Here is a 13,034-nt window from a genome sequence, read left to right as displayed (position 1 = left end):
AGACCTATAAATTTATTGCCACATACAACCAAAGCCAGAGCCTCTTGCTTGCCTCATATAGCCTTGGTTGCCGCACTCAAAGCCAAATTCGCCGCAGTTGTAATGACGCCCGAATTTGTGATTATTGTGTCCTCTGCCAAATTTATCATGCCGACCGTGACCGCTGTTTTGACCTCCGTTATGAGCGTAAAATCGCATTTTTCCAGCCTCTTTTACGCTTAAACTATCCATCTTATCTCTCATTATGCCTCTATACTCCTGCATAAATTCCGCTCTCTCATCAGGACTCATCGCGGAGATCTTGCTTCGCATCTGCTCTCTAAATTCATCTATGATATCCGCTTCTTGCGAGCTTAGCTTGCTAGCACGCTTATGAATCTCAAATGAAATTTCACTTAGCGTCTTTGCGTCCGCACCTGCCACCATACTGTTTAGCTGGGTATTTGAGCTATCGCTAATTGAGCCTGCAAACAAACTTCCGGCAATCAATATGCCGATAAAAGCTAACTTTTTCATCTTATCTCCTTGTGTTGAAATGTAAGTGAAGTATAAAGAAAAGTTGTGAAGAAAAAGTTAAGTAAAATTTATATCATAACTTATTTCATAAATATTTTTTAATTTTATATCTTGGTTTTTATGTGTTTTTTGAGTTGTAAAATTTGACCGAGCCGTTTCGGTCAAATTTTTAAAATTTTGAGATCAATTTTCTATAATTTTAAGACCTAATTCTTGAGCCTCTTTAACGCTTAAGTTTAGCACTTTTTCGTTATATCTAGCTGCAAATTCCTCTTTAAATTTTGCTCGCTCATCCTCGCTAAGAGCAGAAATTCTCTTATCAAATTCGCTCTTAAAATCCTGCTTTGAACTATCCGCTTCAGCTATGAGTTTGCCGGCTCTTTTATCTATCTCAAATGAAATTTCGCCTAAAGTTTTAGCATCGGCATTTTTTATCATCTTAGCAAATCCGCACGACTGAGCCTTGTCAAATTTAGCACCCAAATAGGCCTTAAGAGCAACTAATATACTCATGATTTTTAATCTTTTCATATTTTTCTCCTTATAAAAGTTATGAAAAGATTTTAAAAAGAAGTTGTGAAGAAAAAGTTAAGTCGTCACACTAAAAAAGAGCGTTTATCTTTTTGATGAAATTTATCGGATTTACCTGCACGCCGTTTACGATGACGCCAAAGTGAAGGTGCGGTCCAGAGACTCTACCGCTAGCTCCGCTTAGTCCGATGACCTCGCCCTTTTTTATCTCATCGCCAAGCTTCACATCTATCCTGCTCATGTGATAATACTGCGTATAAATTCCCTCTCCGTGATCTATCACCACAGAGCCTCCAGCGTAGTATCTATCTTTAGCGATCACGACTACGCCGTCATTGCTAGAGGCTATAGGAGTGCCGACGGCTGCGCGAAAATCGGTTCCTGAATGATAGCTTTTAACAAGCTCATTAAAAACTCTTGCGGTGCCAAAAGGACTTGTTATAACCGAACTCATAGGAAGCATAAAAGCTGTATTAAATTTTAATCCAGGAGTGCTGGTTGAATAAATTTTATTAGCCTCATCCCTCTCCTCCTCGATTCTTTTTAATACTTCTTTTGGAGGTGCGACTTTTGAGCTCTCGACACTTATCTTTTCTTTCTTGTATTGACCATTAATAACTTTAAAAACAATCTCATCTATATCTCCATTAAAATCGCTTCTTAAAACTATTTCACCCTTTTTATAATATCCTGCGGCAATAATGGTAAATTTTACATTTTTATTAGCAGGATTAACAAGCCACTCTCTTTGCTTACCGTCTATTGTTAGCTTGCCTGCAAAATTTGATTCAATCTGGGCTATCTGTATATCTCCGTTTATTATATCTTGAGCCATAATATTAAGTGAGATAAAAATTATTAAAAATATACTTTTCATATAAATCCTTTATATAAAATTAAAAAAACGGTTTTAAAATTTAGTAAAAAGTAATATAATAGCAATTAAAGTTTATCAAAAAGGAAATACTGATGAATAAAATATTTAAGCTTATGCTTTGCATTTTGACACTATCTACATTTGCGCTTGCAGATTTTACACAGAGTCAGAAGGTCAAAACCTCACTAAATATACTTAACGACTTTGGAGTAAGTAAAAATAAGAAATTCAAAGGCATTACCGGCATAGCAATAATACCAAGCATGGTCAAAAGCGGATTTATAATATCTGGGCATGACGGAAAGGGAATTTTTGTAGCTAGAAACGATGATAACGAATGGAGCGCGCCTATCTTTGTAGACTATAAAGGTGTTGGTTTTGGAGCACAGGCTGGTTATAAATCAGTTGATCTTATTTTACTTTTTAAATCAAGCAGATCATGGGCTGGCTTAGTTGATGGCAAAGGCTCCATAGATATTACCGCTGATGCCGTTATATTAGGAGCCGGAGAGAAGTCCGGAGTCTCAACAGATCTTCCTGAAATTTCCGCATGGGTACTAGAAAGAGGAAAGGCAAAAGGAGTGTTTTTAGGAGTTAGCATAAACACTTCTATGATGGTAGTAAACAATCAAGATACAAATGACTACTACGAAAGAATTTATGATATCGCTGATATCTATCATAACTCACCTAAAGATAGCAGATATACTCAAAAACTAAAAGAGATAATAAATAAATATTTTGAATAGCTAAAATCATGGTTTAGCTTAAGGCTAAACCATATAAAGCGAGACAAATCTTTTTTTGTTAATCGGAGAAAATTGAGTCATATACTCAAACGCCTCTTCATAATCGCCGTCGGTATACTTTGCAACCTCTTCGATTAGCTCAAAAAGCTCTTCGTCATCCATAGACTCAAAGCTACCTCTATTCTCTAGAACTTCAAGCAAAACGGCGTCTAATTCAAGCTCGTCGTATGTCATATCCTGCCTTTTTGAAAGTTTTTGCGGAATTATGCCAAAAAAACCTTTATATTTGCTTATCAAATTTTCTTAAAATTTATAAAAATTTTATATAAAAATTGCAAATTTATTCGCAAATCAGCTTATTTTATTATAATCATGATAGCAATTATGAATTTAGAATAAAGAGTGGCGATTATATGCAAAATTTTGAAAATTTTTACTCAAAATTTTCTACCTTTTTAAAAGATTTTAACTATAAAAATTCAAGCCAAAAGGAAGGGGTTTTAAAAATCTTGTATATTAACGATGATCACCTTAGTGCTGCCGAGATACAAGAGAGGTTTTATCGTGAATTTAAAGAAAATATTAGCTTAACGGCAATATATCAGTTTTTAAATTTCTTAGAGGAGATTGGACTGGCGATATCTTTTGAAGAGAGTGGAATCAAAAAATTTGAACTAAATCTAAATTCTCATCACGACCACCTAATATGCACTAAATGCGGTAAAATCGTAAGCTTTTACGATGAAACCATAGAAAATAGACAAGACATAATCTGCGAAAACAAAAAATTTAAAACAGAAGGCCATACGATGATATTATATGGAATTTGTAAAGAGTGTCAAAAATGACGCAAATAGTTGTAAAAGCTCATATAAACGGACGAATTAGACTCAAATCTCCGGAATTTAATCCTAAAAATTTTGAAAAAATTAATAAAATTTTAGAAAAAAAAGTAAAAAACATAAGACTAAACCAATACTGCAACTCTCTAATAATACATTTTGATCAAAATATTATAAATTTAGATGAGATATTAACAAAACTGGAGAAAAATTTTGCAGTTGCTGGACAAAAAGAGAGCCAAAAAATCTCAAAAAAGATAGAAAAATCAAAGTCTTTAACAATTTCGACTCCGGCATGCAATGCCTGCTTGCACTGCTCTACAAATTTAGTGTCAGAATCTAGCTGGAGAAAAAAGCTACTAAATTTCGGCGCTCTTAGTTTAATAGCCGTAGGTGTTTTCGTAAAAGAGCATATTATGGCTACGCCTCTTGGACTGCTTGCCAAGCTTACCATAGGAGCTATTAGCATATACTCAGCAATTCCTCTTATAAAAGAGGGGCTAGAAGAGCTAAAAGAGAAAAAAATGAGTCTGCAAGGCTTCATTGCATTTGCACTTCTTATAGCGATCTTGGGCGGAGAGGTAACGGCTGCATTTGAGATAATTTATATTCTTAGAGGAAGCATGCTGTTTGAAGAGTATACGGCAAACAAATCACGTGCGGAAATTCATAAGCTAATCAGCCTGGATGTCAAAAAAGCCTATGTTTTGCAAGGCGATTTAGAAGTCGAAGTCTCTTTAGAAGATGTCAAAGATGGCGATATAATAGTATGCAGAAGTGGAGAAAAAATAGTAGCCGACGGAGTTATCATAAATGGAAGTGCGGAGATAAACGAAGCTATAATCAACGGACGAAGCGAGAGTGTATATAAAAAGAAAAACGATAGCGTGTTTGCAAATACTTTAGTTGAAAAAGGAAGAATTTACATAAAAGTAAGCGCAACAGGAAATGAAACGTATATAGCCAGAATCATAAGCGAAGTTGAAAAAAATCTCTTAAATAAAAGCCAAAGCGAGCTAAGCGCTGATAGACTAGCTCAAAAAGTGCTAAAAATCGGCTCGGCTTTAAGTGTCGGGACATTTTTTGTGACTGGTTCATTTTTAAGAGCTTTTAGTGTCATGATAGTAATGAGCTGCCCTTGCTCTACGGTGCTTGCTGCAAGCTCTGCCGTAAGCGCAGCCATAGCAAGAGCCGCAAAAGACGGAATATTGATAAAAGGTGGAGAGTACTTAGAAAATGTCAGTCAAAGCGAAATATTTTGCTTTGATAAGACAGGAACACTTACTACAGGCAAACCAAAGATAGTAGGCTTTAAACTAATAAGCAAGATAACAAAAGAAGAGTTTTTTAAAATAGCTTCAAGCATAGAGCATCACAACACGCATCCTCTTGCCGTCTCTATTAACGAATATGCCAAGGGCTTAAACATCTCTGCAAATATCCATTTTAAAAGCGAAATTTTGCCCGGTCTTGGAGTCAAAGCTAAATTTGAAGACAGCAAATTCTTACTAGGTAATCTAAATCTAATGAGAAAATATAAGGTAAAAATACAAAATTTTAAAATTCCTAAATTTACAAGCGAAAATACAATCATATACCTTGCCAGGGATAGTGAAATTTTGGGAGCTATAATCTATGAGCATGAGATTAGAACAGGAAGTATAGAAGCTGTGAAGGCGCTAAAAGAGCGAGGTAAAAAAGTTGTACTATTAACTGGAGATGATGAAAAAGTGGCCAAAGAATTTGCAAAGAAATTTGAGTTTGACGATATCTACTTCTCTTTAATGCCTGATGATAAGGCAAAAATAATTCAAAAGCTTAAAAACTATGGTAAAGTCGTGATGATAGGAGACGGAGTAAATGATACCTTGGCTATGAGTAAGTCCGATATAGGAATATCCTTTGCCAGTGGCGGAAGCGAGGCCGCTATAGAGATTTCAAACATAGCCATCACAAACTCTCGCCCTATTGACATAGTCAAACTTCACGATTTAAGCGCTTTTGCACTTCGTGTAGTAAAACAAAACTACAATATCGGCACAAGCACAAATATGCTAGGAGCGGCACTTGGCGCTCTTGGCGTGCTAAGTCCAGCCGGAGCGGGTCTAGTGCATATCGCTCATACTGCAGGAATCATTGCGAATTCAAGCAGAATTAGCATTAAAAAATGATAACGATATGCAAAAAACTTTAAGTTACAATTAAGCATACGAAGCCGATAATAACGCAAAGATAAAAAGGAGAGAACTTTGAGTGTAGCACCAAATTTAATACTACCGGATCTTATTGTAAAGATAACCTCATATTTTACGCCGATTCATCATACCTCAGGACGCCTTAGAGTAAGAGTCAGCGCAAAGATAAAAGACGAGGCTAGTAATCTAAATTTAGACAAGATAGATCAGATAATAAAAAAAATAGATGGTATAAAAAATGTAAAATTTAACCAGCTAATAGGCTCTGTAACGATAGAGTATGATTCCGCGATTTTTCCAAAAGATATCTGGGACGATCTATTGGCAGGTAGAAATTTAGATAAAATATCTCAAACCATAAATGAGCTTGCAAGGAGCGCATATGCAGGATGAAAACTTAAAAGAGATCGTAAAAGCAGCCTATATATTTGAGCTTAGAGGAATTAGGCTTTATGAGAACTTAAAGGATAAGGATCCGATTTTCGCTCAAATTTTAGCCATCAAAAATAGCGGCTTAATGCTGTTAAGCGGTTACGAATCAAATGAACCTGTAGAGTGTTATTTTGATGGTTTAAATAATCAAAGTCTTGAAAACTGCCTTATAAAAGCATTAAATTACGAGATAGAATTAAATGCTTTTTATGAGACGTTGACAGATAAAGTAGAAGATGAAAATTTAAGAGATATATGCTTTAGACTGTGGGCTACCTCTTATAACGAATATGTCGCAGCACTCAAAATAAGGCTTTATGAAGAGCTTGGCGCGACAAGACAGACGAATTTTGCAGATTACGATTACAAAAAAGATGACGATTGCGATGATGACCATAAAGAATATAAAGAAGATCGATCAAAAAATAATTTCGGCTTTAGCGGATTTAACCAAAACGTATTTACAGAGATGAGTAAAAGAGTTGAGCGTATAGCTTCGGGAAGAGGTAGTCAAGAAGATATCGTAGAGCTTCTTAATAACCCTAATTTCTCGTTTTTTAGCGGACTTGCGGTAGGTGGAATGGCTGGGATTTTAATAAATAAAATGATAAACAAAGAGGATGAGAAAGAAGATGTTTAACAATACCAATGATAAAGGATTTAAGATGGCACTACCATTTTTAGCAGGACTTGCAGTGGGCGGATTAGTCGTTGTTGCTTTTAATAATAGAAAAAAGGTTAAATCTGCTTTAGAATGCGGATTAGAAAAGAGTAAGGAAGCAGCGAAGGATGTTAAAGAATTTGCGACAGAAAAATTTGAAAAAATTTCAACCGAAGTAAAACAAGAAGTGAAAAAAAGACGTAAAAGAAGAACGCCTGAAGAGATAGAAGCTGATAAAAAAGCCAAAGAGGCTACAAAGAAAAAAAGAGCCCCAAGAGCTAAAAAAGCTCCGGTTCAAACAACTCCAGAAGTAACGGACGGAGCTGAATAATGAGAGCATTGACTTCTACCGCAAGGCTTCCTATGGACCACCTTATAAGTGGTGCTCTAATAGCCGGAATTACAATTGGCGGGCTTAGCTATAATGAATATAAAAAAGGCAATATAAGCTCTAAACAAGCAACCAAAAAAACAATAAAACTAAGTATTCAGGGCGGTTTAGCTACGGCTTGCGCTATCAGTGCATCAAATAGACTCGTTATGGGAAACTATATCGGTGCGGCAGTTAGTGCAGCTGTAGGAATTGGCGGCATAATACTAACCGAGAAATTAATAAATCCAGAGGAATAAAGATGAACAACCCATATATAAATTCGACTCAAACCGTCAATAAAATCAATAACGATGGAAGCACTACAACAACGACTACTACAGTTAAAACAACCGGTGTTCCAAGCGCTTTTGACAAGGGTATTAACGAGGCTTTAAAAGACTTCGTTCCTGAAAATTTCAATGCGGCAGGATTTTTAAAAGGAGCTTTGATAGGCGGAACTGTAGCTTATATATTAACAAATGAAAAGGCTCAACAAGCAGTGTTTTCAGCTATAGTGAAAGGTTCAAATTTGCTTCAAGCCGGATTTGAAGAGCTCAAAGAGCGATTTGAAGACGTAAAGGCTGAAATTGAGTCACAAAAATAAAATTTATATCGCACATAAGAGTAAAAATCGTGTAAGATTTATATGCGAAGATATAACCTCAGAGTGTGATGAGAGCTTTTTAGAGGCTCAAATTTCAGAATTTAAGTATGTAAAAAGCGTCAGGCTGAACAAAAAAGCCAAAAGCATAATTATAGAGTTTGATTCAAATTTTGATGAAATTTTTAAATTTTTAGAAAATTTAAAAATTAAAAATCTGAGCAAACAAAACGATAGCCCAAGCAAAGCGGGTATTTATAAGGCTGTTGCAAGCATAGCCATAACTCCACTAATAAATGGCAATATGCTAAAAACTGCAACAAGCCTGTACGCTTGCGCTCCGCTTCTTAAGGAGGGTGTAGGCGAGCTAATTAATGAAGGTGTTACCTCAAAAGTGCTTGAGAGCATGGCTGTAGGAGTTAGTCTGGCTAGGCGCGACTATATGGCCGCAAATAGTACAAATTTAATGCTCGCAATCGGCGAATATATGGAAGAAAGCGCTGTTCATAGAAGTGATGACTTAGTAAAAGAGCTAGCCAAGCCAAATATAGAAGAGGTATGGGTAGAGACTATAAAAGATGGCAAAAAGATCCTTAACAAGGTGGCTACCAATAGCGTAAAAATAGGCGATATCGTAGTAGTAGGAGCAGGAGAGAGCATAGGTATAGACGGATATATCGTGGATGGAGAAGCGAGTGTCAATCAGGTTTCAATGACAGGGGAAGCCGAGCCTGTAAAAAAAGAGCGCGGAGACCGCGTAATGAGCGGAACTGTCGTAGAGGACGGAAAAATAAAAATTTGGGCTGAAGGAGTAGGAGAAGAGACCGCTACTGCCCGCATTAAACAATACATACAAAGCTCTCTAAACGAAAAATCAAGCATCGGATTAAGAGCTACAAAACTAGCGGACAAGCTAGTTCCAGTAACACTCTCTCTGGCTGGAGTGTCCTATCTTTTAAGCAGAGATATGACAAGAGTTGCATCAGTGTTACAGGCCGACTACTCATGCGCACTCAAACTAGCAACCCCGGTGGCCTTTAAATCAAGTATATCAAAGGCAGGTAGAAACGGAGTGCTTATAAAGGGCGCAAAAGCTATAGAGGCTCTTGCAAATGCTGATACATTTGTGTTTGACAAGACCGGAACCCTGACCCACGGAAGCCTTAGCGTAGTAGAAGTTTATTCGTTTAAAAAAGAATTTAGCAAGGTAGAACTTTTAAACTTAACCGCAAGCGCAGAGGAGCACTATTTTCATCCTGTCGCAGAAGCTATTGTAAAAGCGGCTCGCGAGGTAGGATTCCACCATATACATCATGATGAGGTGGAATTTATAGTAGCTCACGGTGTCAAAACACATGTAAACGGCAAAGAGGTCGTAATAGGCAGCAGGCATTTTTTAGAAGATGACGAAAATATATCATTTATAGAGCATGAAGACATTATAAGAGATGCCATAGACAATGGATTTACTCTACTTTACGTAGGCTACAATAAAGAGCTTTTAGGTGTCATCTCGATGAAAGATACAATGAGAGAAAACGCGAAATATGCACTTGACGAGCTAAAAAAACTGGGCGTAAAAGAGCTTGTAATGCTAACCGGTGATATCGAGAGCAAGGCAAATCAAGTTGCACAAGAGCTAGGTATAGACAGAGTGTTTGCCAACTGTCTACCTACCGATAAAGCGACGATAATAGAACGACTCAAACAAGAGGGTAAAAAAGTAGCCTTTGTAGGAGACGGTATCAATGATGCTCCAAGCCTAATGAAAGCCGATGTCGGTATAAGCATGCAAAAAGGAGCCGATATAGCCAAGGCTACAGCGGATATAAGCCTACTAAAAGACGACATCTACTCTGTCGTAACCGCAAAAGATATGGCAAATAAAACGATGAGGCTTATCAATACGAATTTTAATGCAACAGTTGGAATAAATTCACTTATACTAGCAGGTGCGACATTTGGACTATTTAATCCTATTGCAACAGCTGTTTTGCATAACGGAACCACCATAGGCCTGCTTGCCAATTCGATGAAAGGTGTGAAAATAAAACAATGCTAAGCGGAGAACTTTTAAATCTAAACACTCATAGAAAAGCAGCAAAAGTTGGTATGAGCGTTACTCTGGTCACTGCTTGCCTTACGGCTTTAAATATGAAAAATAAACCCATAAAACAACTGCATGTAGCCTCAAGCATAGCCTTTGTAGGTTTTGCTCTATACCATGCTGGACTTTATGATAATGGGATATTTAAAAATATGATTGTAAAGGCTCAAAAAGACCAATCTGTTAAAAAACGTCTTAGCAAACCAAAAAAGAGTTAAGAGATGTTTTTTAGCGATAGTGAAATTTTAAGCTATATAAATGAAGATATACCGTATTTTGATCTTACTACTTCGCTTCAAAATATTGATAAAAATGCGATTTTAGAGATAAAAACAAGAGACGATATCGTAGTAAGCTGCATTGATATCTCTTCCAGAATCGCAAATTTGCTAGGTTGCGAAACTACGATTTATTACAATAACCAAAGTCTGGTTAAATCTCAAAGCGTGCTTTTAAAAATCATGGGCTCATATAATGATGTTCATAAAGCTTGGAAGCTGTGCCAGATATTACTTGAATACACTTGTAAAATCTCTACATATACAAATTTGATGCTAAATTCTGCCAAAAGCGTCAATAAAAAATGTGAAATTTTAGCAACCAGAAAAAGTTTTCCTTTTGCTAAAAAAATCTGCATTAAAGCTGTTCTTGAGGGCGGAGGTGGAATACATAGGCTAAATCTAAGCGATAGTGTGTTGTTTTTTGAAAATCACATAAAAGCTTACAAAAATTTTGATGAGTTTTTAACTCAAATTCCAATTTTTAAAGCCAAGATGCCAGAGAAAAAAATATCAGTAGAGTGTGAAAACTTAAAAACACTTAATAAGCTTTTAGACGCCAATGTTGATATAGTGCAATGTGATAAATTTGATATATCAATGTTGCAAGAGGCTGTAAATTCAAGAAATCAAAAAAATCCAAATATCACCATAGTGGCAAGCGGCGGAATAAATCTAAAAAATGTCAAAGAGTATGCAAATACCGGAGTAGATGCTATCGTAACATCCGCAATGTATGCTCAAGGAATGGCAAATCTAACTTCAACTCTAAAAGTTATCTAAGCAGATATTTACATTAAATATAAATATCTGCTCATAAAAATTATAAACTTATCTCTTTAATGTCTGCGATTTTTAGGAACTCTTTATAAATTTGACCTATTAGAGCTATACGGTTGCTGCGGATTTTAGCATCATCCACATTTATCATTACCTTATCAAAAAAGCTATCAATAACAGATTTTAATGCAAACAGATCATATAATCTCTCTTTAAAATCGCTATCTTTAGCAACCACTTTTTTAAAATCGCTATTTAAATTTCTTTCTTGCTCGCTTTCAAAAAGAGCTTCGTCTACCGCACCAATATTCTCATCTTTGATAATATTTGCAAGACGTTTAAATGTACTAAAATTCTCTCTAAAATCGCTCTTCTCGCTAATCTCATAAAGCGCTTTTATAGCCTCGCATTGAGCTAAAATATCGCCTTTTTCACTTGCTAAGCAGGCTTTTATTATAGAGGCATTAGCATCAAAGAAAGTGTAAAGTCTATCAAATATAAAATTTTCAAGCTGTTTTAGATCAAATTTTGCGTAGCCATTTGCAAGACCTGATAAAATCTCTTTGAGATTAAAATTTAGCTTCTCGTTCAGTATGATTTTAATTATTCCGTTCGCAGCTCTTCTTAATGCGTATGGATCTTTGTTGCCGCTTGGAATTTTACCTACGCTAAATAGCCCCATTAGAGTATCTATCTTAGTTGCAAGCGCTACTACAGAGCTAAAAATACCGCTTGGACATTCGCTCTTTTCGCCACTTGGCAGATACTGCTCTTTAATTGCATTTGCTATAAATTCGCTCTCGCCCTTAGCCTTTGCGTAGTAATACCCCATTACTCCTTGAAGCTCCGTGAACTCATATACCATCTGAGTAGTGAGGTCTGCTTTACTTAGCATTACCGCTCTTTCAAGCAATGCCTCATATTGCTCTCCCACTTCACTATTTAAGCGATTAGAGTAAATTTTAGCTAAAGCTTTTACCGCCTTTAGCTCTCTTAGCTCTTTTTCATAGATGCTTCCAAGCTCTTTTAAATATGTTATATTTTTTAGTTTTTCAGGGCCAAAATCAGCCTTTAAATCACTCTGCCAAAAGAACATTGCATCACTTAAACGAGCACGCAGAACCTTTTCGTTTCCTTTTATTATAAGGTTGTAATCATCCGCAATAGCATTGCTTACTACCGCAAAATGATTGCTTAGTTTTTTATTTTTAAACACAGGGAAATAGCGCTGATTTTCCTTCATTGAAGTTATGATAGCCTCGCTTGGCACGCCCAAAAACTCGGACTCAAATTCTCCAATCAAAGCAGTAGGATACTCTGTAATAGCCACAACCTCATCTAGCAGATCCTCATCTATCTCTATATCAAATCCGCTTTTTTGCTCTATATCTTTAAACTCTTTTAAAATTTTCTCGCGTCTTTTTTCTTGATCCAAAATAACGCCTATTTTTAACATCGAGCCAAAATAGTCTTTCGCGTTTTTAACGCTAAATTTGTCATAGCTTATACTTCTGTGTTGATATATGGAATTGCTGCTATCTACATCAAATTTATTAAATTTAACCACCTCATCTCCTAAAATCACAAGAAAAGATCTTATCGGACGAATAAAGTCAAATTTCCCATCCCCCCATCGCATAGACTTGCCGAAATTTAGGCTAAGCAAAAATTTCTCTATCATATCGCCTAAAAGCTCTTTACTAGGTCTTCCGGCAACTGGTTTTTTATAGTATAAAACCTCTTTACCGTTTATTGTTTCAAATTTGAGCTCACTTTCGGTTATCCCGCATTTATTGGCAAAGCTAATCGCAGCCTGAGTAAATTTGCCGTCTTTAATAGCAACTTGTTTAGGAGCACCTATAAACTCACTAAATCCATCATCTTGTTTGATCTTAAAATTAGGATGATAAAAAACTATTCTACGAGGCGTATAGTAAAATTCACACTCGCTAAAAAGGCTGTTTTCCCTAAGAATATCCTGCCACTTTTCCTTGATATTACCAGACTCTTTTAAAAACGGAATGGCCGGCAACTCCTCAACTCCAATTTCTATTATTAACTCTTTTGTCATAGCCAACTCTTTTTTTGATTT

16 protein-coding genes are annotated in these 13,034 nt (G+C 36.1%); 11 read left to right on the top strand and 5 right to left on the bottom strand.

Annotated features, from left to right (window positions below; genetic code table 11):
• Positions 1–12: 12 nt before the first annotated feature.
• The 3 genes from CDOMF_RS04325 to CDOMF_RS04315 all read right to left on the bottom strand — a co-directional run bounded on the left by CDOMF_RS04325 (position 13) and on the right by CDOMF_RS04315 (position 1,924).
• Positions 13–516 carry a DUF1104 domain-containing protein gene (locus CDOMF_RS04325; RefSeq protein ID WP_260952630.1) on the bottom strand — a complete coding sequence of 168 codons (504 nt, stop codon included), beginning with the start codon at positions 514–516 and terminating at the stop codon, positions 13–15.
• A 183-nt stretch (positions 517–699) separates the two neighbouring features.
• The gene (locus tag CDOMF_RS04320) at positions 700–1,047 is read right to left on the bottom strand and encodes a DUF1104 domain-containing protein (protein WP_260952628.1); all 348 of its coding nucleotides are present in this window, start codon (positions 1,045–1,047) and stop codon (positions 700–702) included.
• Between the two features lie 70 nt (positions 1,048–1,117).
• The gene (locus CDOMF_RS04315; protein ID WP_260952622.1) at positions 1,118–1,924 is read right to left on the bottom strand and encodes a M23 family metallopeptidase; all 807 of its coding nucleotides are present in this window, start codon (positions 1,922–1,924) and stop codon (positions 1,118–1,120) included.
• A gap of 92 nt (positions 1,925–2,016) precedes the next feature.
• Here CDOMF_RS04315 and CDOMF_RS04310 point away from each other — a divergent pair, with 92 nt between their 5' ends.
• Complete coding sequence (locus CDOMF_RS04310) at positions 2,017–2,673, top strand: lipid-binding SYLF domain-containing protein (protein WP_170018380.1); 657 nt, start codon at positions 2,017–2,019, stop codon at positions 2,671–2,673.
• Positions 2,674–2,697: 24 nt separating this feature from the next.
• Here the strand turns inward: CDOMF_RS04310 and CDOMF_RS04305 are convergent, their stop codons facing one another.
• The gene (locus tag CDOMF_RS04305) at positions 2,698–2,907 is read right to left on the bottom strand and encodes a hypothetical protein (protein WP_169943090.1); all 210 of its coding nucleotides are present in this window, start codon (positions 2,905–2,907) and stop codon (positions 2,698–2,700) included.
• Between the two features lie 179 nt (positions 2,908–3,086).
• On the opposite strand from CDOMF_RS04305, the gene CDOMF_RS04300 reads away from it, so the two are divergent.
• From CDOMF_RS04300 to modD, 10 genes are all read left to right on the top strand, one after another.
• Positions 3,087–3,521, top strand: a complete 435-nt coding sequence (locus CDOMF_RS04300) for a Fur family transcriptional regulator (RefSeq protein ID WP_260952620.1) — start codon at positions 3,087–3,089, stop codon at positions 3,519–3,521.
• Positions 3,518–5,686: a heavy metal translocating P-type ATPase gene (locus CDOMF_RS04295; RefSeq protein WP_260952619.1), complete on the top strand. Its 2,169-nt coding sequence runs from the start codon at positions 3,518–3,520 to the stop codon at positions 5,684–5,686. Before CDOMF_RS04300 ends, CDOMF_RS04295 begins: the two co-directional genes overlap by 4 nt.
• A gap of 78 nt (positions 5,687–5,764) precedes the next feature.
• Entirely contained in the window at positions 5,765–6,103 is a 339-nt protein-coding gene (locus tag CDOMF_RS04290) for an HMA2 domain-containing protein (protein WP_169975018.1), read from the top strand.
• Positions 6,093–6,782, top strand: a complete 690-nt coding sequence (locus tag CDOMF_RS04285; protein ID WP_260952618.1) for an aminotransferase — start codon at positions 6,093–6,095, stop codon at positions 6,780–6,782. The genes CDOMF_RS04290 and CDOMF_RS04285 overlap by 11 nt, the downstream gene beginning before the upstream one ends.
• 25 nt (positions 6,783–6,807) lie before the next feature.
• The gene (locus CDOMF_RS04280; RefSeq protein ID WP_260952617.1) at positions 6,808–7,134 is read left to right on the top strand and encodes a hypothetical protein; all 327 of its coding nucleotides are present in this window, start codon (positions 6,808–6,810) and stop codon (positions 7,132–7,134) included.
• On the top strand, positions 7,134–7,433 hold the full coding sequence (locus CDOMF_RS04275) for a Cys/Met metabolism pyridoxal-phosphate-dependent enzyme (RefSeq protein ID WP_170018386.1): 300 nt from the start codon (positions 7,134–7,136) through the stop codon (positions 7,431–7,433). The genes CDOMF_RS04280 and CDOMF_RS04275 overlap by 1 nt, the downstream gene beginning before the upstream one ends.
• A 2-nt stretch (positions 7,434–7,435) precedes the next feature.
• Positions 7,436–7,780, top strand: coding sequence for a YtxH domain-containing protein (locus tag CDOMF_RS04270; protein ID WP_260952616.1), 345 nt, complete (start codon positions 7,436–7,438; stop codon positions 7,778–7,780).
• Positions 7,764–9,839: a heavy metal translocating P-type ATPase gene (locus CDOMF_RS04265; RefSeq protein ID WP_260952615.1), complete on the top strand. Its 2,076-nt coding sequence runs from the start codon at positions 7,764–7,766 to the stop codon at positions 9,837–9,839. Before CDOMF_RS04270 ends, CDOMF_RS04265 begins: the two co-directional genes overlap by 17 nt.
• On the top strand, positions 9,833–10,102 hold the full coding sequence (locus CDOMF_RS04260) for a helicase (RefSeq protein WP_260952614.1): 270 nt from the start codon (positions 9,833–9,835) through the stop codon (positions 10,100–10,102). The genes CDOMF_RS04265 and CDOMF_RS04260 overlap by 7 nt, the downstream gene beginning before the upstream one ends.
• A gap of 3 nt (positions 10,103–10,105) precedes the next feature.
• A complete protein-coding gene (gene modD / locus CDOMF_RS04255) occupies positions 10,106–10,945 on the top strand; it encodes a ModD protein (protein WP_260952613.1) in 840 nt (279 codons plus the stop codon).
• 40 nt (positions 10,946–10,985) lie between these two features.
• Here modD and glyS read toward each other — a convergent pair whose 3' ends face one another.
• Complete coding sequence (glyS, locus tag CDOMF_RS04250; protein WP_260952612.1) at positions 10,986–13,013, bottom strand: glycine--tRNA ligase subunit beta; 2,028 nt, start codon at positions 13,011–13,013, stop codon at positions 10,986–10,988.
• Between the last annotated feature and the right edge of the window lie 21 nt (positions 13,014–13,034).

The sequence above is a fragment of the Campylobacter sp. RM16187 genome, assembly GCF_025319965.1.
Taxonomy (GTDB): Bacteria; Campylobacterota; Campylobacteria; order Campylobacterales; family Campylobacteraceae; genus Campylobacter_A.
Note: the sequence above shows the minus strand (reverse complement) of the source record. Positions and strands in the feature narration are given on the sequence as shown.